Origin of the sequence: Nonomuraea sp. NPDC026600 (assembly GCF_040638335.1) — a bacterium.
Classification (GTDB): Bacteria; Actinomycetota; Actinomycetes; order Streptosporangiales; family Streptosporangiaceae; genus Nonomuraea.
Map to the genome: position 1 here is coordinate 697373 of NZ_JBEZYD010000002.1, position 21080 is coordinate 718452.

A 21080-nucleotide genomic window follows, 5' to 3' on the forward strand; every position below is an offset into this window, starting at 1 on the left:
GACTGTGACCACATCTGACCTGGTCGGACTCCGTATTAAGACTGTTCGGCGACAGCGCGGCCTATCGCAGGCCCAACTCGCGCATCCCGAACTTTCGGACAGCTACGTCTCCTTGATCGAGAGTGGCAAGCGTACCCCGACTCCTGCTGTCCTGGAACTGCTGGCACAGAAGCTGGACTGCTCGCTGTCCTACTTGGTCAACGGCGTTACCGCCGAGCAGATGCAGGATATCGAACTCGCACTCGGCTACGCGCGGCTGGCTCTGGAGAACGGTGAGGTCTCCGAGGCCCGCACCCGTTTCGCCGAGCTGATGGCGAACAACAACCTGACAGGTCTCACGTCGCTCCGTCAAGACACCGAATTCGGACTCGCCCTGGCCACCGAGGCCTGCGGCGACCACAGCGGCGCCATCTCCATCCTCGACCGGCTGAGCGAGGAGGACATCTCGCCCGACCGCCGCATCGAGGTGTCCATCGCGCTGTGCCGCCTCTATAAGAGGAGTGACAGGCTGTCCGAGGCCGTCCAGGTCGGGGAAGGCGTCCTGAGCGGCGCGACCCGGCCGGCCTGGTCCGATCTGATCATCGAGCTGGGCGCGACCCTGCTGGGCGCCTACATGGAGCGCGGCGACCTGCTGCGCGCCCGCCAGTTCGCCGCCGAGCTGCTGAACGCGGCCGACCTGCTCGGCACGCCGAGGTCCATCGTCGCCGCGTGCTGGAACGCCGCCATCGTGGCCGAGACCACCGGGCACGGCGAGGAGGCACTGGGCTTCGCTGAGCGGGCTCTGGCCGTCCAGTCGGAATACGGCCAGCCGCGCAACCTCGCCAGGATGCGTCAGGCGTACGCGTCGCTGATGCTCAGGGTGCGGCCGTCGTCCCCCAAGGAGGCCCGCCAGCTCCTCATCAAGGCCGACCAGGAGCTCGCCCAGAGCTCCGCCAGCACGGCCGACCGCGCCAGTTGCCTCGTGGAGCTGGCCCGCGCCGAGATCCTGGACGGCAACTACGAGCAGGCCGTCCGGTACGCGCGATCCGGCACCGAGCTGCTGCCCCAGGGCGCCAAGACCCTGGACACCGAGCTGCGCCTCGTGCTCAGCCGCACCTATGGCGCCCTCGGCAGGTTCGGCGAGGCGGAGCACGAGCTCGACATCGTGCGCCAGTGGATCAGCCCGCTGCCCGACACCGGCAAGGTCGCCGGCGTCTGGTACGCCGCCGCCGAGACCATGGAGCAGCTTGGCGACTCCGACGGCGCCGTGGAGGCCTACCAGCGGGCGCTGGCCTGCGCGGGCCTGTAGCGAGGTCGGGACCGGGCGGCGACGTCGGTAGCCTTGGGGGTGTCATGAAGAGATCCCCGTTCGCGGCTCTTACCGCGCTTCTCGCCGCCCTGGTCCTGCTGGGCACCGCCGGACCGGCTCTGGCCCACGACGCTCTCAAGAGCAGCGATCCGGCCAAGGGCGCCACGGTCGAGTCCATCGACAAGGTCACGCTCGAGTTCACCTCCCCCATACGCATCCCGGTCGTGATCGTGCGCGGCCCCGGCGGCACCGCCTACCAGAGCGGCGATCCCCACGCCGGCGGCAAGGTGGTGACGCAGGAGCTGAAGGGCACGCTGCCCAACGGGAAGTACACGATCGCCTACCGCGTCGTCTCCTCCGACGGTCACCCGATCGAGGGAGAGATCCCGTTCACGGTCAAGGGGGCGCCGTCGCCGTCCCCTAGCGCGGAGTTGCAGGCGCCCGTCACCCAGGCTCCGGCTTCCCCAGCGGCGTCGCAGGTCCCGGCGTCGCAGGTCCCGGCGTCGACCGACCGGGCGGTGGCCGCGGAGTCGGCGACCTCCGGGTCGTTCCCCGTGTGGCTGCTCATCGTGGTCGGCGCGCTCGTCGGCATCGGCATCGGCTTCCTGTTCAGCGCGCGGAAGAAGCCGCCCGCGGACAAGAAGAAGCCATGACCCGGGCCGCGCGTCTCGCGCTCGCGGCGGTGGGGGCGGCGCTCGTCGCCCTGGTGATCGCCATGGTCGCCGGCGGCGCGGCGTTTCCCCGGATCATCCCCGGTCTGCCGGACGCCGGCCCGATCACCCGATGGGGGCTGCCGGTCTCCAAGCTGTGGATGGACGCGGCGGGCGTGGTCACCATCGGCCTGCTGCTGGCCGCGGCCGCGCTGCTGCCCAACGACAAGGGCCTGCTCGGCAAGACCGCGCTCGGCTACGTCAAGGCCGCCTCCTGGAGCGCGCTGTCCTGGGCCGCCGCCGCGTTCGCCGCGATCGTGTTCGGGGCGGCTGACTTCTTCGCCCGCCCGGTCACCGAGGTCTTCGAGTCCAACTACCTGACCGGCTTCGCCACCCAGTACAGCCAGGGCATCTCGCTCACGCTCGTGGTGCTGTTCGGGGTGGCCATCGCGCTGTTCTCGCGGGGTGCCATCACCGCCGGGGCCGCGGCGGGCCTGCTGGTGCTCGCGCTGGCCACGCTGCTGCCCCCGGCGCTCACCGGTCACTCCTCCTCCTCGCCCAACCACGACCTGGCCACGTCGGGGCTGGCGCTGCACCTGCTCACGCTGTCGCTGTGGGTGGGCGGCCTCGCCGTGGTGGCGCTGCACGCCGTACGGAAGCTGCCGCAACTGGAGATCGCCGCGGCCAGGTTCTCCAGGCTCGCCCTGTGGTGCTACATCGGGGTCGGCGCGTCCGGGGTGTTCAGCGTGCTCGCCCGGCTGACCGCCGTCTCCGACCTCTGGACGTCGGCGTACGGCGTGCTGATCGTGGCGAAGATCATCGCGTTCGTCCTGCTCGGCTACGTGGGCTGGTGGCACCGGCAGCGCACCCTGGCCGGCCTGTCCGCCGGCCGCCACGGCGCGTTCGCCCGGCTGGCCGGTGGCGAACTGCTGCTCATGTCCGCCACCATGGGTCTGGCCGTTGTGCTCTCGCGCACCGCGCCGCCGCCCGTCAGCCTGCCCGCCGACCGGGCCTTCGACCTGCTCGGGTTCCCGATGCCGCCGCCGATCACACTCGGCAACCTGGCCTCGCTGTGGTGGCTCGACCTGTTCTTCGCGGTGGTCGCCGCCGTCCTGGCCGGCCTCTACGCGGCCGGGGTCGTCAGGCTGATGCGGCGCGGCGACCACTGGTCGTGGGGCCGCACCGCCGCCTGGTTCAGCGGGGTGGCGCTGCTGGTCGTGGCCACCCAGAGCGGTGTGGCCCGCTACGCCAAGGTCATGTTCGACGTGCACATGATCGAGCACATGACGCTGTCCATGGTCGTGCCCATCCTGCTGGTCCTCGGCGGTCCCGTCACGCTGGCGCTGCGCGCGCTCAAGCCGGCCGCCAAGCGCGGGGACCGGGGGCCGCGCGAGTGGCTGACGACGATCCTGCACAGCGGGTTCGTCAAGGTGGTCGGCCATCCGGGCATCGCGACGGCCATCTTCATCGCCTCGACGTACGCGCTGTACTTCACGCCGCTGTTCGAGTCGGCCATGGAGGAACATCTCGGGCACATCTTCATGACCCTGCACTTCCTGCTCAGCGGCTCGCTGTTCTTCTGGACGATCATCGGCGTCGACCCGGCGCCGCACCGCCTGCCGTACGTGGGCAAGTTGCTGGTGCTCTTCGTCACGATGCCGTTCCACGCGTTCTTCGGGATCGCGCTGATGATGACCGGCGCCGTGATGGCCTCCGGCTGGTACGACCAGCTCGGCCGTACGTGGGGCGGGCCGCTGCTGGAGGATCAGCAGAACGGCGGCGCGATCGCGTGGGGGTTCGGCGAGATCCCGACCCTGATGGTGCTGCTGGCGATAGCCCTGCAGTGGTACCAGGACGACGAGCGGCAAGCACGGCGGGCCGACCGGAAGGCCGATCGCGCCGGCGCGGGTGACCCCGAACTCGACTCCTACAACGACTACCTCGCCAAGCTCAATCGTGGTGACAGCCGCTCATAGCCGTTCGGCCATGGCCTTCTATCCTCACCCGCACGTAACCGAACCGCCGGGTAGCCTTGCTCGCAGGGGAGACGGGCATAACCTCATGAGCTGTGTGCGTAAGCCTGGAGGGGGATTGCGCGCACGCGCATGGGACATCGGCATGGGGGCCGATGAGGCGCCCATGCGCTCAGAGAGGCGATAAGAGTTGTCGAAAGAGACGCGCATGCGCGGGGGGCAAAGCCTGGCGGAGGCGCTGGAGACCTACTTGGCGGAGTGGTCCGAGCGCACGGGCATCGCCGTTGAGACATGGGCGCTGCCCTCGACCGACGTGCCGTCGCGCATCGCGGCGGGCGTCCTGGCCGCCATGCGCGAGGCGCTCAGCAACGTCGAGACCCACAGCGGCGCGAGACTCGTCTCCGTCGCGGTGACCTCGGGCGCGAGCGGCCTGCGGATGACGATCCGGGACCACGGCGAGGGCTTCGCCACGCTCAGGGCGGGCCGCGGCATCGCGCGGATGCGGGCCACGTTCACCGAACTGGGCGGCAGCCTGTCGGTCACCGGCACGCAGGGGGAGGGCACCACCGTCAGCGGCGTGGTGCCTAGGCGAGGGTGAGGATCTCGCTGCCCGTATCGGTCACCACGAGCGTGTGCTCGAACTGAGCCGTGCGCTTGCGGTCCTTGGTCACGGCGGTCCACTTGTCGGGCCAGATGTCGTAGTCGATCGTGCCCAGCGTCAGCATCGGCTCGATCGTGAACGTCATGCCCGGCACCAGCTCGACCTTCAGCGACGGGTCGTCGTAGTGCGGCACCATCAGGCCCGAGTGGAAGCTGGTGCCGATGCCGTGCCCGGTGAAGTCGCGCACCACGCCGTAACCGAAGCGCTTGGCGTACGCCTCGATGACCCGCCCCACCACGTTGAGCTGCCGGCCCGGCGCGACCGCCTTGATCGCCCGCATCATCGCCTCGCGCGTGCGCTCGACCAGCAGCCGCGACTCCTCGTCGACGTCGCCCACCAGGTAGGTGGAGTCGGTGTCGCCGTGGACGCCGCCGATGTACGCGGTGATGTCGACGTTGACGATGTCGCCGTCACGCAGCACGGTGTCGTCGGGGATGCCGTGGCAGATCACCTCGTTGATCGACGTGCACAGCGACTTGGGGTAGCCCTTGTAGCCGAGCGTGCTCGGGTAGGCGCCGTGGTCGACGAGGAACTCGTGGCCGATCCGGTCCAGCTCGTCGGTCGTGACACCGGGCTGAGCGTGCCTGCCGACCTCCTCCAGCGCCTGCGCCGCGATCCGGCCGGCCACCCGCATCCGCTCGATCGTCTCCGGGGTCTTGACGTCGGATTCGCCGGTCTGGGGGCGCTTCTTGCCGACGTACTCCGGCCGCTGGATGTGCGCGGGCACCTTTCGGATGGGCGAAACTCGGCCTGGCTGGAGCAATGTCGTCATGAAACGCAAGTCTACGGGGCAGGAATGATCCTGTGAGCGATGGCCAGTGGTGGTTCTGCCTCAAGCACATGCGTGTCGAGCCCGACCAGGGCTGCCCTAACAAGGACCGCATGGGCCCCTACGAGAGCGAGCAGGAGGCAGCCGGCGCCCTGAAGCGCGCCTCCGACCGCAACAAGGCGTGGGACGAGGCCGACGGGGACGATGACTAGCTAGGCCGACGATCTCCGCAGCTCCTGGCATCGGTGCAGGTGAGGGCCGATGTCAGGTTTTGTGCTGCCCTCTTGGCGCCGTCTGAGACCGATTCCCTGTGACTCCAATTTGTTGCAACGGACAAACGCGCCCAAAATAAATCAGTCCTTTAACGGACAAGCACGCCCAAAAATACGTATGTAGCTCGCATAAGGCTATGGGGCGAAACGCCGACGGCGATTAACCGAAAAAATCTGGACTAGTCATCGGCGGAGAGCGTGGGATATAAAGTCCAAGGCAACGAAAGGGGGCGCGGCTTCGATGTAAAAATTGAAGTGTTTTCGCATCGTCGGCCGGCGGTCCGGAGCTCCAGATGGGGATGGCAATGGACCGCGGTGAAACCACAAAAAGAGGGATGGCTAATTCCATGAAGACGAACACGCGAGTGGCCTCGGTCGCACTCATGCTCGGCCTCTTCGGCTCCGCGCTGGTGGGTGGCGCCTCCATGGCGCAGGCCACCGGCGGCTACTCCTGCTCCAACGGTCTCGCCAACGTCGTCACCTGCAACAACACGGTCGCCGGGATTCCGGTGACGCTCAACATCACGGGCAACCGGGCGCTCAACGGCAACGAGATCGGCATCCTCCAGAACAACCTCAACAACACCACCGTGAACTTCGCGGTCATCAAGGACGCGGTGTTCAACACCTACGCCTCGTTCAACCCGACGGTCAACATCAAGAAGATCAACATCTGCATCGCGTCCCTCTGCAAATGACTCGCGACCGGGCTCGGCTGAGAGCCCGGACGTGATCGGACGCAGAGAATAGTTGGGCTACGGCGGGCCGCGGACCGGGCGGCGGCTCGCCGTAGTCTGCTTTCCGGGTCATTCTTTATTATCGGCTGCTGGCTTTTCTCAATCGGCGTTTACCTGAATTCTGCACGTCAGTTAATCTGGGCCCAGGCCGGGAGGCCCAGGGCCCGTACGGCCATCGCATGATCTTCAGATCGCACCTGAATGATCACTGCGGTGGCCGTCTCTGCGTTGGTGAGCCCTCCACTGCGGGGCGATGTAAAAGTTTCTAGACATGAGGTCAAGGATTTGCTACTTTCGAAGTGTCAAAGATTATGTACATAAGGAGCTGGTCATCATGAAGGCGATCGCCCAGGACGTGTACGGCTCGGCCGATGTCCTCCAGTTACGCGAGGTGGACCGGCCGTCGATCGGGGAGGACCAGGTGCTGGTCCAGGTACGTGCCGCCGGGGTGGACCCGGGCGTGTGGATCTGCATGACCGGCCGGCCGTACGGGGCGCGGGTCGCGTTCGGGCTGACGAAGCCCAAGGTGGCGGTGCGCGGCCGGGCGCTGGCCGGGGTGGTGGTGGCGGTCGGCTCCGGCGTGCGGCGGTTCCAGCCGGGTGACGAGGTGTACGGCACCAGCTCGGGCGGCACGTTCGCCGAATACACCGCCACCGCCGGCGAGCGGCTCGCCCCCAAGCCGCCCAGGCTGTCGTTCGAGCAGGCCGCCGCGGTGCCCATCTCCGGGGTGACCGCGCTGGGCTGCGTCCGCGACGGCGGCCGGGTGCGGGCGGGGCAGAAGGTGATGGTCATCGGCGCGGCCGGCGGCATCGGATCGTTCGCGGTGCAGATCGCCAAGGCGTCCGGCGCGCGGGTGACCGGCGTCTGCGGCACCGGCAAGGCGGACCTGGTGCGCTCGCTCGGCGCCGATGAGGTCATCGACTACACCCGCGAGGAGGTCGACCGCGACGGGCCGAGCTACGACGTGATCATCGACATCGCCGGGTGCCGACCGCTGTCGCTGCTGCGGCGCGCCCTGACCCCGCGCGGGACGCTGGTCCTGGCCGGCGGCGGGCATGACGCCGGCGGACTGCTCGGTGGCTACACCCGCCAGTTGCGCGCGCCCCTGGTCTCGATGTTCACCAGTCAGCACCTGCGCGGCCTGGCCTCCAAAGAACGCGCCCAGGAACTGGAAGAACTGACGCGGCTGATCGAGTCCGGCGCGGTCACCCCGGTGGTCGGCCGCACCTACCCCCTCGCCGACACCGCGGACGCCATCCGCTACCTCGCCGAAGGCCACCCCACCGGGAAGATCGTCATCACCATGGACGCTAAGGAATCACCGCGTACGCCCTGACGGGGAACGTCCCCATGCCCGCCACCATCGGCGGCGCGGCGTGGAAACGGAAGCCCTCATCCGGCAGCGCCGCGAGCCCGGTCAGGTGCTCGACCAGCGGGATGCCCGCCTGGAGCAGCACCGAGTGGGCCGGACGCGGGCCGCGCGAGGGGGTGTCGTCGATGTTCAGCGAGTCGATGCCGACCAGCGCCGCGCCCTGCTCGGCCAGCCAGACCGCCGACTCGGGCGCGAGATAGGGGTGCCGGTGCTGATACTCGTCGGTGCCGAAGTGCCGATCCCACCCGGTCTGGATCAGTACGGCCCGGCCGCGCACGTCCAGCCCCTCATCGAGGACGACCTTCCTGACGCCCTCGGCGCGTACCACCAGTCCCGGCAGGTCGGCGAGCTTGCTCAGCGGGACCTGCGACAGGTCCTGGCCGTCGGCGTAGCGGTGGTGGGGAGTGTCCAGATAGGTGCCGGTGTTGGCGGCCAGCGTGATCATGCCGATGTGGAACTCGGTGCCCGGCTCGTAGACCTCACGTGAGGCCTCCCTGCTGAGGTGCGTGCCGATCACCGGCCCAGGGACGCCCGGGTAGGTCACCATGCCGTCGGTGATGCGGTGGCTGAGTTCGACGATCATTTGGCGATTCCGATCTTGACGAGCTTGTAGAGAGCCGTGGTGCCGATCAGGGCCCAGACCAGGTTCAGGCCGGCCGAGGGCCAGGCGGCGTTGCAGGCGCTGTTGACCATCAGGCCGATCGAGCCGATCAGGTTGACGAGCTGGTAGGGGGCGCCGTCACTGGACATCCGTGACGCGGTGATCATGGCGTACCCGAACAGCAGTAACGCGGCGCCTAGCCAGCCGACCAGGTCAACGAGGAAGCTCATGCGTGCAATTGTCGGGATTTATCGCGTTGAAGCGCAAATAAAGATTGCTAAAGATTGGCGTAAGCTGATCTGTATGGACATCGACCCCCGCCGGCTGCGTGTCCTGCACGAGGTCGCCCGTCGCGGCGGCGTCATGCGCGCGGCCGAAGCCCTGTTCCTGACGCCGTCGGCCGTCTCCCAGCAGCTCGCCCAGCTCGAACGCGAGGTCGGCCTCGCCCTCATCGACCGCTCGCAGCGCCGCGTCTCGCTCACCCCGGCGGGCCGGGTGCTCGCCGGATACGCCGAACGCGTCGAGGACGAACTGGCGGAGGCCCGGCGCGAGCTCACCCGCTTCACCGAACGGCTGGCCGGACCGGTGCGGATCGCCGCCTTCCCGACGGTGATCAAGCACCTGCTGCTGCCCGCCATGCGCGACCTCGCCGCCCGCCACCCCAAGATCCTCCCGGTCATCCACGAGGTGTACGGGCCGCCCGCGCTGCAGGAATTGCGGCTGGGGGCCGTGGACGTGCTGATCACCGAGCAGGACATGAGCCTGCCGGTGCTGGCGCAGCCGTCGCTGGCCACCCGTGCCCTCTACGTGGACGAGTACCGCATCGTGATCCCGCCTGATTGGCCCGAGCCGCGCACGGTCGCCGACCTGGCGGAGCTGCCGTGGGTGGCGAGCGAGCCCGAGCAGGCGTGCGGCCAGGCGCTCGACCGGCTCGCCGGGCTGCATGGGTTCGAGCCGCGCAAGGTGCACGTCATCACCGAGTTCGAGCCCACGCTGGCGCTGGTGGCGGCCGGGTACGGGGTGGCGATCGTGCCGTCGCTCGCCCTGCTGGACGTGCCGGAGGGGGAGGTGCGGGTCAGCGAAGTACGGGACGTGGGGTCGCGGCGGCTGGATGCCGTCACGCGGGTCAGCCGTACGAGATCGGGAGAGCCGGATCCCGTACAGGCGGTCGTGATCGGCGCGATCGAGGACGCCACGGCCGCGCTCGACGCCAACCTCGTCGGCCGCCTCCAGACCACCGCCCGGCCGCTCGACACCTAGCGTGGTCAGTCGGCGACCTGGGGGCCGTTGACCCTCTCCAGCAGGCGGGCCAGGCGCTCGCGCAGCCCCGGACGCTGCGGCAGCTCGCCCGCGGCCATGCTGACCAGGTGCTGGGCGCCGTCGAAGGTGATCGGCCCGAGCCGCGGCACGGCGATCGCGTCGTGCGCCAGCCCCTTCAGCGCCGTGTCGCCCCCCTCCAACGCCAAGATCGTCGCGCCCGTACGGCGGGCGTCGTCGACCCGTTCGAGCAGCGGTTCGGGCGCCTCTCGCTCGGCCACCACGAACAGCGTCTCGCCTCGCCCCGCCTGCTGGATCCGGTCGAGTCCGACCCGCAGGTGGGCCGGGCCGTCGGCGCGCGGCGCCCAGCGGACCAGCGTGGGGGAGAGCTGCGGCAGGTCGGACAGCCGGGCCTCGTCCGAAAGGTGCGCGGTGAGATGCCACGGCTCGTCGGCGGGCGTGCCCACCAGCAGCAGACCGCCGGGCGAGCGGGTGGTCCGCAGCGCCAGGCCGAGCTCGCGGGTGCGCTCCACCCAGCCGGTTTCGGCGAGGAGTTCGCGCAGAAAGGTCACCGAGCCAGCATCCATCCGTCCATGGTGCCCGACGGTCGCGGTCGAGTTCACCGTTTCCCGTTGGCACGGTGATGCGGTCGTGGCCAGTGTTATGTGGCGCGGGAGGCAGTCTGACAGCGGCTCGGGTTCGCCGTTATTTCGGGCCTTGACATGAGGTTACCGACGGGTAACGATCGGCTCGCGGCGCCGCTTTCCCATGAGTGAACCCCACGGAGAGGGGTGGCACATGAGGTTACGTGTCCGCGCCAGCATGTCCATGATCGTCGTACTGATCGCGTCCTTCGTCGCGACCCAGCCGGCCCACGCGGCCGCGGCGGGGGACGTGGTCACCGCCCAGCCCACCACCGTCTACCTGCTGCCGGGCAAGCTGCTCGAAGTCCCGGTGAACGCCTGGCACCTGCTCTACCGCTCGACCTCCGCCACCGGCTCGCTGAACGCCGTGTCCGGCACCCTGCTCGTACCCAAGGCGGGCTACCCGCTGGGCAAGCGCCCGATCATCGGGTACGCGACCGGTACCCACGGCCTCGGCGACCAGTGCGCCCCCTCGGTCAGCATGAGCCAGGGCGGTGAGGCCGAGCTCGCGCTGGTCAGTCTGTTCCTGCTCAAGGGGTTCGCGGTGGCCATCACCGACTACGAGGGCCTCGGCACGCCCGGTGTGCACACGTACATGGCCGGGATCTCGCAGGGCCACGCCGTACTGGACTCGATCAGGGCCGCCACGCGGGTGTCGGGCTCGGGCCTGTCCACCGGCGGACCCGTCGCGGTGATGGGCTACTCGCAGGGCGGCGCGTCGGCCGCGTGGGCCGCCCAGCTCCAGCCGTCGTACGCGTCGGAGCTGAAGCTCAAGGGCGTGGCCGCGGGCGGAGTCCCCGCCGACCTGCGCGCGGTGGCGACCCACCTGGACGGCGATGCCAACTTCGGCCTGGGCGCCGCGGCCGGGATCGGCCTGGACGCCGCCTACCCGGAGCTCAACATTCAAGCCGACCTCAACGACCGCGGGCGCGCCCTGCTCGCGGACGCCGCCGACGACTGCGTGGGCGACCTGGAGAGCAAGCTGGCCGGTCTTCGGTTCTCCGACCTGAGCCCCGTGGACCTGATGAACCAGCCCAAGTGGCTGGCCCGGCTCAATGAGAACCGGCTCGGCGCCATCGCGCCGCGTGTCCCGATGTTCATCTATCACGCTCAGGGCGACGAGATCATTCCCCAGGCGATCTCCGCCACCTTGCGCTCGGAGTACTGCCGGGCGGGGGTCAACCTTCGATGGACGTCTCTTCCGGCTCCCAGTCACGTGACGGGGGCCATTGAGGGTGGGCCGCTGGCCATCGAGTGGCTCGCGCTGCGCATCCTCGGGTTGCCGGCGTTCGGCAACTGCTAGATACCACCGGGCTCGGCGCGTACCCCTCCATCTTGCGCCGAGCCCGGTGCCGCCCGGCCCCGAGGGTCCGGGGCGATGACGATCGTGACCCGATAGTGGTGGGGCGGCTCGTCGACAGGGTGGCCGTCGGCCTCGATCCAGGCATGGGCACCGAACGGGTGGACCCGTACGCCCGCGCACCAGGTGGGCCAGGATCCGCGCAACCGGCACAGCAGGGCGGCGGCGATGGAGCGGGGCAGGCAGCCTTCCCCGGCGCACGACAGGCTGACCGCGATCACCGCGTCCCGTGCCGCTCTGGCCTGCTCGGCGGCGGCGGGCGCGGCGCCGCGGCGGGCGAACGTGAGCACCGCGCGGATACGGGCCGGCGGCAGGCAGGCGATCAGGTGCGCGGCGGCCACGGCGGCCAGCGCCGGCAGGCGGCGGCGCCAGGGCAGGCCGGGCCGGTCGGCGGGCACCATGGACACGCTCATCGCGGCTGCTCCCGGTCGACGGTCTCGACGATCAGGTTCGCGGTGCGCAACTGCGCGACGAGCGCGGCGATGTCCGCCTCGGCGGTGGGCGTCGCGGCCGGATGGGTCCGGACGAGGTCGCGGGCGGCCCCATCCGGGCCGTGTCCCGCCAGCAGGCTGCGCAGGACGAGCGCGGCGGTGGCGTTCAACTGGCGGTAGCGGCCGGTGCGCTCGTCCAGGAGCACGGCGACCTCGTCGATCGGGGTGAGAGTGACGCCGGGGCGAAGGCTCACGCGCACGACTCCTCCTGGGCGGGGTAGGCGAGAAGGGCTCGTAGCCAGTTCTCGGCGGCGATGAAGACGTCGAGTGCCAGCACGCCCGGCCCGCCCTCGGCCGGGGTGCGCACGCAGGCCCGGCGCAGGGCGGTGGCGTCGGCCAGGCCGCGCTCCACCAGCAGCGAACCGTCGAGCAGGGTCAGGAGCTGGTCGCGGTGGCGGCGCAGCCCCTGGTAGATGTCGGCCGAGAATTCGCCCTTGGTGGTGCGGTCCAGGCATTCGGCCGGCATGACCGGGCGCATCGCGGCCCGGGTGAGCGGCTTGTAGGCGCCGGGCACCGCCCGCTGGTCCAGCCGCACGGCCAGGCAGGCGGCGACGACGCGGTCGTCCAGATAGGGGGCGTGCACGGGGGCGCCCACGCGGCCCGTCAGGATCCGCACGCCGTCGACGGAGGCGGCGATGGAACGGACGCTCGACAGGCTCTGGTGCTGGGCGCGCAGGGGGGAGTACGGCTCGGCCGAGCACGTGACGAGCTGACGGCGGACCGCGTCCGTCGCGGCCTCGGTCGTCCAGTCAGGCATGCGCAGCGGTTGCTCCCATCCGAAGTCCGGCCGGAAGCGGGACAGCGGCGCGCTGAGCATCTCCGCCTGATCCGCCAGCCAGGCGGCATAGGGACGCCGGTCGGCCAGCGCGCGGGCGCACGCCCACAGCGGCCACCGGGCCCTGGACCGCTGCTCGCGCAGGTGGGGCCAGAGCGCCGCAGGGTGGCGACGGGCCAGGTCGTGCAGGTAGCAGTCGGGCAGCAGGGTGACCTCGTCACCGCCGTGCCCGGTCAGGCGCACGGCCGCTCCTCGCCCAGCCAGCAGCGCCGAACTCGCCAGCTCGCGGGCCAGTGCGCGCAGCCACCGCGTCGGCTCGTCCAGCCCGGGAACGGCCTCGGCCGCACCGGCGAACCACTTGGGCACGTCACCGGCCCGGGCCACTCCGTGCTCGCCCGGGAGGTACGCCCGCGCCCGGGCCGCCCACTCCGGGTCGTCATGCTCGGGATCATCGATGGCCAGCACGAACGTGATCAGCTTCGCCGACCGCTCCCCGGCCGCCGCGGCGGCGAGGAAGCTGACCGGCGTGGAATCCAGCCCGCCGGACAGGTCGCTGGCCACTACCGCGCCCTCGTCGATCCGGGCGGCCACGGCCTCCTCAAGGGCCGCCCTCACCACGAGAGCGCCCTCCCGCAGCGGTACCTCCGGCTCCGGCGCCCGCCACCAGGCGCGCAGCCGCACCCCGTCCGCGTCGATGTGGGCCGCCTCACCGGGCGGCACCACGGCGACCCCTTCCCACAGCGGCTCGGCCAGCGCCGGCGGAACCATCATCAGCAACCGCACCGCCAGAGCCTGCTCGTCCACCGCCGCCCGCGTCAGCGCGGCCGGCACCGCCGCCCGACCGGACGCGACCACCGCCCCGCCGGCCCGCGCGTAGTACACCCGCCGCATGCCCGAAGCGGTGCCCTGCACCCGGACCTGCCCGCCCACGACGGCGACCAGATGGAAACTGCCGGGCAGCGCCGCGGCCACCGCGTCGGCGTCCGCCAGGCACCCGAGTCGCGCCGCCATCCGCCGGAGTCGGCCGGCGGTGACCGGGCACGTGCCGATCACCGCCAGCCGCGCGTGGCCCGCCTCCGCGTGGACGATCTCGCCGGGCGAGGCGGCCACCAGACACGGACGGCCGGACGCGTAGCTCAGCACCACCGCGCCGTGCAGCGCCTCAGCGAGGGCTTCGCCGGCGGCGCTGTCGGGCAGCACCGCGAACTCCTCGCCGCTCAGCTTGCGCACCGGACCCCTCGTCTCAGTAGTTGTAAACCCGGTCCATTTGCGGCCCGGCGATGCCGCGGGTCAGCTCTCCGAATTCGCCGATGTCCGGGGGTTCGTACGGCTCGTTGTCGACCATGACCGGTGCCCTTCTCCTGGGATGTGCCGGCTGTCCGTCCCCGTACCGGACTCCGTGGGACTCGATGGGCACGGTGGTCTCACCACAGCTTGAAGTAGTAGGCGGAGTCCATGTTGAGCATGCCGTAGCCGCGGGTCAGCTGCCCGAACTCGCCGATCTCGAGCAGTTGCGGGGGCTCGTACGGCTCGTTGCGCTCGTTGTCGTTCACGACAGGTCCCTTCATCCGTGCGGCGGATCGCCGCGTCACCATCAGTGAAGAGCCACGCTCCCGCTGTCCAACAGCGGTTGGGACGCACTCAGACGCACTCGGACAGGCTCGGACAGACTCGGCACCGCACGTGATCACTTCCATGCTTGTGACCTGGGCGGATGAAAGAAACGGCAGTGCCACCCGCCTGTGAGGCGAGTGGCACGTCATGGACCGATGAGGGGTCATGCCACCTGGCAGGCGGCTCCGTTGAGGGTGAAGGAGGTGGGGGCGGTGGTGTTGCCGGTGTGAGTGGCCTGGAAGCCGATGGCGGTGGAGCCGCCCGGCGCGAGGTTGCCGTTCCAGGCGGCGTTGGTGGCGGTGACCTGGCCGCTGGTCGGCGCGTACGACGCGCTCCAGCCGTTGGTGATGGTCTGCCCGCTGGGCAGGCTGAACACCAGCCGCCAGCCGCTGGTCGCCGAGCTGCCGGTGTTGGTGATCGTGATGTTGGTGGTGAATCCGGTGTTCCAGGTGTTCATCACGTACGCCACGCGGCACGAGCCTGACGGCGTGGGCGTGATCGTCGGGGTGACGGTCGGGGTGACGGTCGGGGTGACGCCGCCGTAGATGGTGGCCTCCTTGGCCGTGGCCTTGATGCCGTTGGCGCCGTTGAAGATCCGCTGGCCCCAGGTGGTGAGCTGGTTGGGGTTGAAGCCGGTCGCCATGTCCAGGATCGGGTCGGTGTTGCCGCTCCAGGACCAGCCGAGGTAGCCGAGACCTCGGGATGCCGCCTCGGACAGCAAGGTTTCGTGATCGACCTCGCCGGCGCTGAACCGCCAGCCGAACTCGCCGATGACCAGTGGCCACCCGTTGGTCTGGAACCGGTTGAGGTAGTCGGTGATCGCCGCGGCGCTGTTGAACACGGCGTACATGTGGATCGACAGGACAGTGTTGTGCTGGCTGTCGGCGTTCAGGATGGTCTGGGCGTTGTCTCGCATGACGTACTGCCAGTCCTGGCCCCAGTTCGGCGCGTCGATCATGAGCAGGTGCTCGAAACCGTTGCTGCGCATCTTCTGGATGGCGGCGGTGGTCGCGCTGGTCCACTGGGCGGCGTTGGTGTTGCCGATGGGCTCGTTGCCGATGTTGATGACGACGTAGCTCTCCTGGCCCACCAGCGCGCTCTTCTGGCTGATCCAGTAGTTGACCGCCTCGTCCAGGGTCGCGGCCGCGCCATCCTCTCCGTATCCGGTGGTGTCGTGCACCTCCAAGACACAGATCAGCCGATTCTGCTTGCACAGGGAGATCACGTTGGCGACGTCGGTGGACGGGCCCCACCGCTTGCCACTGCCCAGCACCACGCGGACGGTGTTGGCCCCGAGAGCCTTGATGTTGGCGAATGAACTGGTCTGGTTCGTGTACCAGACATGGGGGTGGTTGACCCCGCGCATGATGAACTTCTGGCCGTTGGCCTCGACGATGTTCGTGCCGCTGACGTGGAGCCCCACCGCCGCGTGCGCGGGCTGGACGGCAGTGAACATGACGGCGCACAACGACACGGCTACGGCGACGAACGCCGCGCCGACCGAGGCAAGCCACGGCATCGATCTCATCTCGAATCTCCTCGCTGACCTTCGCAACGGCCGGCACATCAGGGGCCTCCTGAAACGCACCCAGAATGTACGCAGAGCCGCTGCACCCGTACAGCCGCTGCCACACCGCCCCGCCAAGGCCCATAAAGCCCAGCCCAGCTCCCTAACCGTTATGCGGCCCGCCAAGCTGGTCGAACCTGTCTGAAGCGCGGCGAGAACGACGTCCCCTGCGGTTCGCCGGGACTCACGTGACCATGAAAGTTCCACACCTGGCTGTGCCTCTGGGTCGCCGGGCGCAAGCGGCCCGAGATCGCGCTGGTGACGGTCGGCGCGGGATTCGAAGCACCCCCTTCGAAGATCGAAGACGTCTCCATCGGCCTGGACTACCTCTCCTACCGATCTGGGACCTCAGGCGCCGCCCCGGCCTCGGTCAAGCCTGGTCGAACCTTTGAAATCCCATGTGCGCATGATTATCCAGCACCGGGAATGATTCGAAAGGCATTCCAAGATTATCGCTATCCGCCTGGATTGTTTGCGAACTTCTTCGTGAATGCGCTTCTGTATGTCCTGGTTTCTTTAGTGGGCTCAGGGCTCGAAATGCGAGACTCTGGTCGCAGATAGGAAGAGAAAGCCGGATGATTATTCAGGAAGTCAGGGAGAAGACCATCCCTGAATACCGCGGAGTCGCCGGAGCGGCTGTAGCCGACTCGACGATGCAACTGCTCCAGCCGCCCTTCACGATGGAGGCGGCGCCCATTATGCGCGCGCTCCCGACCCCGACCCCGATCCCGCTCCCACCAATCGTCGGGCCCCGGATTCTCATCTACAAGCAGGATCCCACCATCGCCGAACTGGGCGTCAGGGGGATCTTCATCCCCGGTGTCGTGCTCAACGGACCCACCGACGCCCGGATCACCACCAGCCTGCCCGGCACCACACCCGTGGCCCGCAACATCAACGGCGACTTCATCTTCGTCCCCAACTCGCCGGAATTCGACTGCGCGCACACGTATGCGGTCGTCCGGGAGACGCTGACGATGTACGAACGTCACAACGGTGGCTCTCCTCTTCGGTTCGCGTGGAACACCGGAGGGAACATCGAGCGGATCACTGTCTTCCCGCGCGCCGCGGTCGGAGCCAACGCCTTCTACAGCAGGACGGCCAAGGCGCTGAAGTTTCTCTTCTTCGCCCCAACCGGTTCCACGCAGCAGGTCTTCACCTGCCGCTCGCTGGACATCGTCTCCCACGAGACCGGTCACGCGATCCTCGACGGGCTCAAGCCAGGCTGGCTCGGCGCGGAGAACCCACCGCAGACCGGTGGCCTGCACGAGTCGTTCGGCGACCTGACCGCCATCTTCCTGGCGCTGTCGCAGCCGGACCAGGCCGAGGCCCTCGTCGCGCTCACCAAGGCGAACCTGCACGCCAAATCCTTCCTGTCGTCCCTGGCCGAACAGTTCGGCCAGGCACTCGGCCTGCCGTTCGGCCTGCGCAACGCCGACAACGACCTCAAGCTGAGCGAGGTCAGTAACGAGGTGCACGCGATCTCGCAGGTGTTCACTGGCGGCATCTACGACGTGCTCGCCGACATTTACGCGCACGAACGCACCAAGCAGGGCGCGTTGAAGAGCCCCACCGTGATCCTCATGGAGGTCGCGGACAAGCTGTGCAAGCTGCTGTTCGACGCCATCGTGAAGGCGCCCGCGTCGGCGGCCACCTACACCGATGTCGTCAACCAGATGCTGCAGATCTCGGCCGCCCAGGGGGATCCCAACATCTACCGGACCTTCATCCGCAACCGGTTCGCCTTCCGCGAGGTGGTGACCTCGCCCACGCCGTTCACCGAGATGCTCTCCGGCGAGATGGATCTCATGAACGCCGACTACACCGGCGACGGCAAGACCGCAAAGGACATCACCAAGGTAAAGGTCGCCGATGAAACATCTGCCAGCCTGCGCGCCGTACAGGACCGCTCGATGTGCTGCGGCACCATGCAGTTGCCCGAGTTCCGGGTCATCGACACGGCCAAGCTGACGGCCGAGGGCGACCTGACCAACGACGATATCCTCGCCACAGAGCTGAGCGCGCTCAAGAAGGCATTCAAGTAACGGTCCGGCGAACACCTCGCCGTATTGTGCCCCACGTGCGCCCAGTACGGCATGGGGGTCAAACATGCGTGTGACGATCGAAAGAACCGGCGGCTTCGCCGGCATTGTGGAGCCGGTCGCCGTCTACGATGTCGACGACCTCTCCGAGCAGGAGGCCGCCAAGGTGTACGACTCGCTGGCCGCGATCGAGGCCGCCACGGCTCAAGGTGAGCCCGGCGAGGTGGGCGCCGACCTGATGACCTACCGGATCACCGTCGGTGACGGTCCCGGACGGGTCTACACGGTGCCCGATGAGCCCTCACCAAGGCTGGCGAAACCGCTGGCCGTACTGCTCCGCCAATCCACCTGACCGGGGCTGCTCTTCAAGGCGCCTGACCCGAGAACCACGGGTCAGGCGCCTTCTGACTATTCCAGTCCCGTACGCACCAGCTCCAGCTCTGTGGTTTCGGCTGACCCTGAATGCTCTCTTTGGAGCGTATGTGACGTAGGTCACATGCATGTTCTTCTTTGGGAAAGCGCCTTCCGTGACATGTCGGTTGACCAGTGCGCATAGCACGCGTGCTTGACGGGTCCTGACTGTTGGTGTCAGGTAAGTGATGCTCCCGTCGTTGACCGATCTTGGTTCGTCGATCAGATTCCCAGTGATCGTCTTTATGTCTGTTTTAGGTGCGTGAAGGCCTCGTTGCCCGAGGTCTGCGTCAGCGTGCCCTGAAGGGATGCGGGATGCGGAGTCGACGTCTGCCTGTGTGGTTCGTGGCGCTGAGGAGTCCGTGCCGAAGGTGGAGCGGCGTAAGCCGGTGTGGCCGAAGGCGGGCAGCGCCGAGGTGGAGGTGCCGCCGATCGGCAAGGTGGCCGAGGCCGGGACGTTGCCGGTCAAGGTCGGCCAGGTCAAGGGCGGCGAATTGGATAAGGTCAAGGTGGAGACCTTGGCGCCGGAGGTGGTGCGCGCGCTCGGTGGGGTGGGCATCGCCGCTCGGGTGGTGCGGGCCGATGACGGGGCGGCGCCGGGGAAGGTACGGGCGGAGTTCTCCTACGCCAGCTTCCGGGACGCCTACGGTGGGAACTTCGCCACCCGGCTGCGGCTGGTGCGCGTGCCCTCGTGTGCGATCGAAGTGCCGCGGCCGAAGGCGTGTGTGGTGCGGCCGAGTGTGGTGCCGTCGACGAATGATGTGAAGGCCGGGACGCTGATCGCGGAGGCGGAGGCGGAGGCGGCACCCGCCAACGCCACGCCGGCGGCGGTCAAGCCGACGACGCCGGGCAAGGACCGCAAGGCGGCCGCTCAGCAGGCGATGCAGGAACGGCTTGCGGCGCAGTTGGCGGCCGGGTCGGTTTATCTGCTGTCCGTCGGGATGACCGGGCCGAACGGTAACTGGGCGCCACCGATCTGAAGCCCTCGGGGACGTGGCAGGCGGGTACGTCAGGTGGCGGGTTCGACTATGACGTTCCGTTGCCGGAGCCGCCGTCGGTGGCGGGAAACGGGCCGGATCTGTCGTTGCAGTACGAGGCGTCGTCGGTGGATGGGCAGGGCCAGTGGTCCAACAACCAGTCCAGTGTGGTGGGGGCCGGGTGGGACCTGAGTTCCGGGTTCATCGAGCGGCGTTACCGGCGCTGTTATGTCGACAACTTCTATGACGACAACACCGCGGAGTTGATCTGGACCGCCGAGGAGAAGGGGATCGGCGGGGAGGCGCTGTGCTGGGAGTCGCCGGATCAGACCGACGAAGACACCTCCACGAACGACAATTCGCAGTCGGAGTTGGTGCTGTCGGCGGGTGGCCGTTCGGCGCAGATCGTCAAGGACCGCAATGCGGGTGGGGGCTGGAAGACGGTTCCGGATTTCGGCTGGAAGATCGAGCAGGTCGCCGGGGGAGCCGACAGCCAGCCGTACTGGAAGGTCACCAGCCAGGACGGCACGGTGTGGCGGTTCGGCTACACCAAGGGCGCCCAGTGGCAGGTGCCGTACGTGGGCAACGACTCGGGCGAGCCGTGTTACGACCGCTTCCTGAACAAGGACATTCCGCCGACCTGCACCGGTGTGTGGCGGTGGAACCTGGATCAGGAGCTCGACTCCAACGAGAACGTGATCGACTACTCCTACAACCGGGAGACCAACTACTTCTGCCTGCCCTCATGCGCGCACGAGCTGTACCGGGTGCTGCCCTATGACCGGGGCGGCACGCTGGCCAGGGTGCAGTGGGGCCACAACACCCAGGTGCCGGGGAGTGTGCCGACCGCGCGTACCACCTTCACCACCGCCGATCGCGGCGGCGTCGACGTGCCGACCGACCTGCAGTGCGCGCAGGCCGCGGGCTGCACCAACAGCGCGCTCGCGTTCTACTCCACCCGCAAGCTGACCACCGTGCAGACCGAGTCACTGAATCCCACTTCGGGAAGCTGGGACCCGGTGGACCGGCTGGATCTGACGCAGACCTGGATCTACCAGCGCACCGACTTCGGGCCGGCCGATGACCCGGTGCTGTGGCTGGACAAGGTGCAGCAGACCGGCCAGGCCGCCAGCCCGTCCATCATGCTGCCTTCGCTGGACTTCGACGCGGTGATGCTGGCCGGCAAGATGGACTACGACTCGATGTCGGATTGGACCGACCTGCTGTCGTGGCGGATGGTGCCGCGCATCGCCGCCATCGCCAACGGCATGGGCGGCCGCACCGAGGTCAGCTACGGGCAGGCCGATGCGTGCGGTGGCGGCAAGGGCCGCGACGGGTCCAACTATTTCACCGACAAGGTCGGCGACTGCTACGACGTCGACATGGGCAGCGACCCCGACTCCGGTTATGAGAGCTGGTCGCGCTTCTTCAAGCAGCTCGCGGTCAAGGTCGTCGAACGGGACATGGTCGGCGCTTCGCCCGACATGGTGCATCAGTACGAGTTCATCGGCAGCCCGCTCTGGGTGTGGAACGCCACGTAATTCCCCTGGGGTTCGTTGCAGGTTATTCCCCCAGGTCCTAGCCTTGATCCTTTTCTAGTGGGTGTCGGGTTTGTCTGT

Annotated in this window: 22 protein-coding genes; 13 read left to right on the forward strand and 9 right to left on the reverse strand. The window is 68.6% G+C overall.

The window, feature by feature from the left end; translation table 11 throughout:
- Nucleotides 1-4: 4 nt before the first annotated feature.
- From AB0F17_RS06620 to AB0F17_RS06635, 4 genes are all read left to right on the forward strand, one after another.
- Entirely contained in the window at nt 5-1288 is a 1284-nt protein-coding gene (locus tag AB0F17_RS06620) for a helix-turn-helix transcriptional regulator (protein ID WP_358017287.1), read from the forward strand.
- A 44-nt stretch (nt 1289-1332) separates the two neighbouring features.
- Nucleotides 1333-1941 carry a copper resistance protein CopC gene (locus AB0F17_RS06625; RefSeq protein ID WP_358017290.1) on the forward strand — a complete coding sequence of 203 codons (609 nt, stop codon included), beginning with the start codon at nt 1333-1335 and terminating at the stop codon, nt 1939-1941.
- Nucleotides 1938-3914: a bifunctional copper resistance protein CopD/cytochrome c oxidase assembly protein gene (locus AB0F17_RS06630; protein WP_358017293.1), complete on the forward strand. Its 1977-nt coding sequence runs from the start codon at nt 1938-1940 to the stop codon at nt 3912-3914. Before AB0F17_RS06625 ends, AB0F17_RS06630 begins: the two co-directional genes overlap by 4 nt.
- Nucleotides 3915-4119: 205 nt before the next feature.
- Entirely contained in the window at nt 4120-4509 is a 390-nt protein-coding gene (locus tag AB0F17_RS06635; protein WP_219533199.1) for a hypothetical protein, read from the forward strand.
- On the opposite strand, the gene map is transcribed toward AB0F17_RS06635, so the two are convergent.
- Nucleotides 4496-5344, reverse strand: coding sequence for a type I methionyl aminopeptidase (map, locus tag AB0F17_RS06640; protein ID WP_358017296.1), 849 nt, complete (start codon nt 5342-5344; stop codon nt 4496-4498). The genes AB0F17_RS06635 and map overlap by 14 nt on opposite strands.
- Nucleotides 5345-5376: 32 nt before the next feature.
- Here map and AB0F17_RS06645 point away from each other — a divergent pair, with 32 nt between their 5' ends.
- From AB0F17_RS06645 to AB0F17_RS06655, 3 genes are all read left to right on the forward strand, one after another.
- On the forward strand, nt 5377-5553 hold the full coding sequence (locus AB0F17_RS06645; RefSeq protein WP_214637972.1) for a hypothetical protein: 177 nt from the start codon (nt 5377-5379) through the stop codon (nt 5551-5553).
- Nucleotides 5554-5960: 407 nt separating this feature from the next.
- Nucleotides 5961-6311, forward strand: a complete 351-nt coding sequence (locus AB0F17_RS06650; RefSeq protein WP_358017299.1) for a hypothetical protein — start codon at nt 5961-5963, stop codon at nt 6309-6311.
- A 373-nt stretch (nt 6312-6684) separates the two neighbouring features.
- Nucleotides 6685-7686 carry an NAD(P)-dependent alcohol dehydrogenase gene (locus tag AB0F17_RS06655; RefSeq protein ID WP_358017302.1) on the forward strand — a complete coding sequence of 334 codons (1002 nt, stop codon included), beginning with the start codon at nt 6685-6687 and terminating at the stop codon, nt 7684-7686.
- On the opposite strand, the gene AB0F17_RS06660 is transcribed toward AB0F17_RS06655, so the two are convergent.
- Together AB0F17_RS06660 and AB0F17_RS06665 are read right to left on the reverse strand one after the other, a co-directional pair.
- Nucleotides 7661-8305 carry a cyclase family protein gene (locus AB0F17_RS06660; RefSeq protein WP_358017305.1) on the reverse strand — a complete coding sequence of 215 codons (645 nt, stop codon included), beginning with the start codon at nt 8303-8305 and terminating at the stop codon, nt 7661-7663. The genes AB0F17_RS06655 and AB0F17_RS06660 overlap by 26 nt on opposite strands.
- Nucleotides 8302-8553, reverse strand: coding sequence for a hypothetical protein (locus AB0F17_RS06665; RefSeq protein ID WP_358017308.1), 252 nt, complete (start codon nt 8551-8553; stop codon nt 8302-8304). The genes AB0F17_RS06660 and AB0F17_RS06665 overlap by 4 nt, the downstream gene beginning before the upstream one ends.
- A gap of 73 nt (nt 8554-8626) precedes the next feature.
- Here AB0F17_RS06665 and AB0F17_RS06670 point away from each other — a divergent pair, with 73 nt between their 5' ends.
- Nucleotides 8627-9583: a LysR family transcriptional regulator gene (locus tag AB0F17_RS06670; RefSeq protein ID WP_358017311.1), complete on the forward strand. Its 957-nt coding sequence runs from the start codon at nt 8627-8629 to the stop codon at nt 9581-9583.
- A gap of 5 nt (nt 9584-9588) precedes the next feature.
- On the opposite strand, the gene AB0F17_RS06675 is transcribed toward AB0F17_RS06670, so the two are convergent.
- Entirely contained in the window at nt 9589-10167 is a 579-nt protein-coding gene (locus AB0F17_RS06675; protein WP_358017315.1) for a hypothetical protein, read from the reverse strand.
- 211 nt (nt 10168-10378) lie between these two features.
- On the opposite strand from AB0F17_RS06675, the gene AB0F17_RS06680 reads away from it, so the two are divergent.
- Nucleotides 10379-11527 carry a lipase family protein gene (locus tag AB0F17_RS06680; protein ID WP_358017318.1) on the forward strand — a complete coding sequence of 383 codons (1149 nt, stop codon included), beginning with the start codon at nt 10379-10381 and terminating at the stop codon, nt 11525-11527.
- Here AB0F17_RS06680 and AB0F17_RS06685 read toward each other — a convergent pair.
- From AB0F17_RS06685 to AB0F17_RS06705, 5 genes are all read right to left on the reverse strand, one after another.
- Nucleotides 11524-11997: a lasso peptide biosynthesis B2 protein gene (locus AB0F17_RS06685; RefSeq protein ID WP_358017321.1), complete on the reverse strand. Its 474-nt coding sequence runs from the start codon at nt 11995-11997 to the stop codon at nt 11524-11526. The genes AB0F17_RS06680 and AB0F17_RS06685 overlap by 4 nt on opposite strands.
- Entirely contained in the window at nt 11994-12269 is a 276-nt protein-coding gene (locus AB0F17_RS06690) for a lasso peptide biosynthesis PqqD family chaperone (RefSeq protein ID WP_358017324.1), read from the reverse strand. Before AB0F17_RS06690 ends, AB0F17_RS06685 begins: the two co-directional genes overlap by 4 nt.
- A complete protein-coding gene (locus AB0F17_RS06695) occupies nt 12266-14080 on the reverse strand; it encodes an asparagine synthase-related protein (RefSeq protein ID WP_358017327.1) in 1815 nt (604 codons plus the stop codon). The genes AB0F17_RS06690 and AB0F17_RS06695 overlap by 4 nt, the downstream gene beginning before the upstream one ends.
- 194 nt (nt 14081-14274) lie before the next feature.
- Nucleotides 14275-14403 carry a lasso RiPP family leader peptide-containing protein gene (locus tag AB0F17_RS06700; protein WP_358017330.1) on the reverse strand — a complete coding sequence of 43 codons (129 nt, stop codon included), beginning with the start codon at nt 14401-14403 and terminating at the stop codon, nt 14275-14277.
- 224 nt (nt 14404-14627) lie between these two features.
- Nucleotides 14628-15992: a cellulase family glycosylhydrolase gene (locus tag AB0F17_RS06705; RefSeq protein WP_358017333.1), complete on the reverse strand. Its 1365-nt coding sequence runs from the start codon at nt 15990-15992 to the stop codon at nt 14628-14630.
- Between the two features lie 614 nt (nt 15993-16606).
- Between AB0F17_RS06705 and AB0F17_RS06710 the strand changes: the two genes are divergently transcribed.
- The 4 genes from AB0F17_RS06710 to AB0F17_RS06725 all read left to right on the forward strand — a co-directional run bounded on the left by AB0F17_RS06710 (nt 16607) and on the right by AB0F17_RS06725 (nt 21002).
- Complete coding sequence (locus tag AB0F17_RS06710) at nt 16607-18076, forward strand: hypothetical protein (protein ID WP_358017336.1); 1470 nt, start codon at nt 16607-16609, stop codon at nt 18074-18076.
- A 64-nt stretch (nt 18077-18140) separates the two neighbouring features.
- Nucleotides 18141-18425 (forward strand): protealysin inhibitor emfourin, encoded by a 285-nt coding sequence (locus AB0F17_RS06715; RefSeq protein ID WP_358017339.1) that lies wholly within the window; start codon nt 18141-18143, stop codon nt 18423-18425.
- Nucleotides 18426-18846: 421 nt separating this feature from the next.
- Nucleotides 18847-19464, forward strand: a complete 618-nt coding sequence (locus AB0F17_RS06720) for a hypothetical protein (protein WP_358017342.1) — start codon at nt 18847-18849, stop codon at nt 19462-19464.
- Nucleotides 19461-21002: a SpvB/TcaC N-terminal domain-containing protein gene (locus AB0F17_RS06725; RefSeq protein WP_358017386.1), complete on the forward strand. Its 1542-nt coding sequence runs from the start codon at nt 19461-19463 to the stop codon at nt 21000-21002. The genes AB0F17_RS06720 and AB0F17_RS06725 overlap by 4 nt, the downstream gene beginning before the upstream one ends.
- Nucleotides 21003-21080 lie beyond the last annotated feature (78 nt).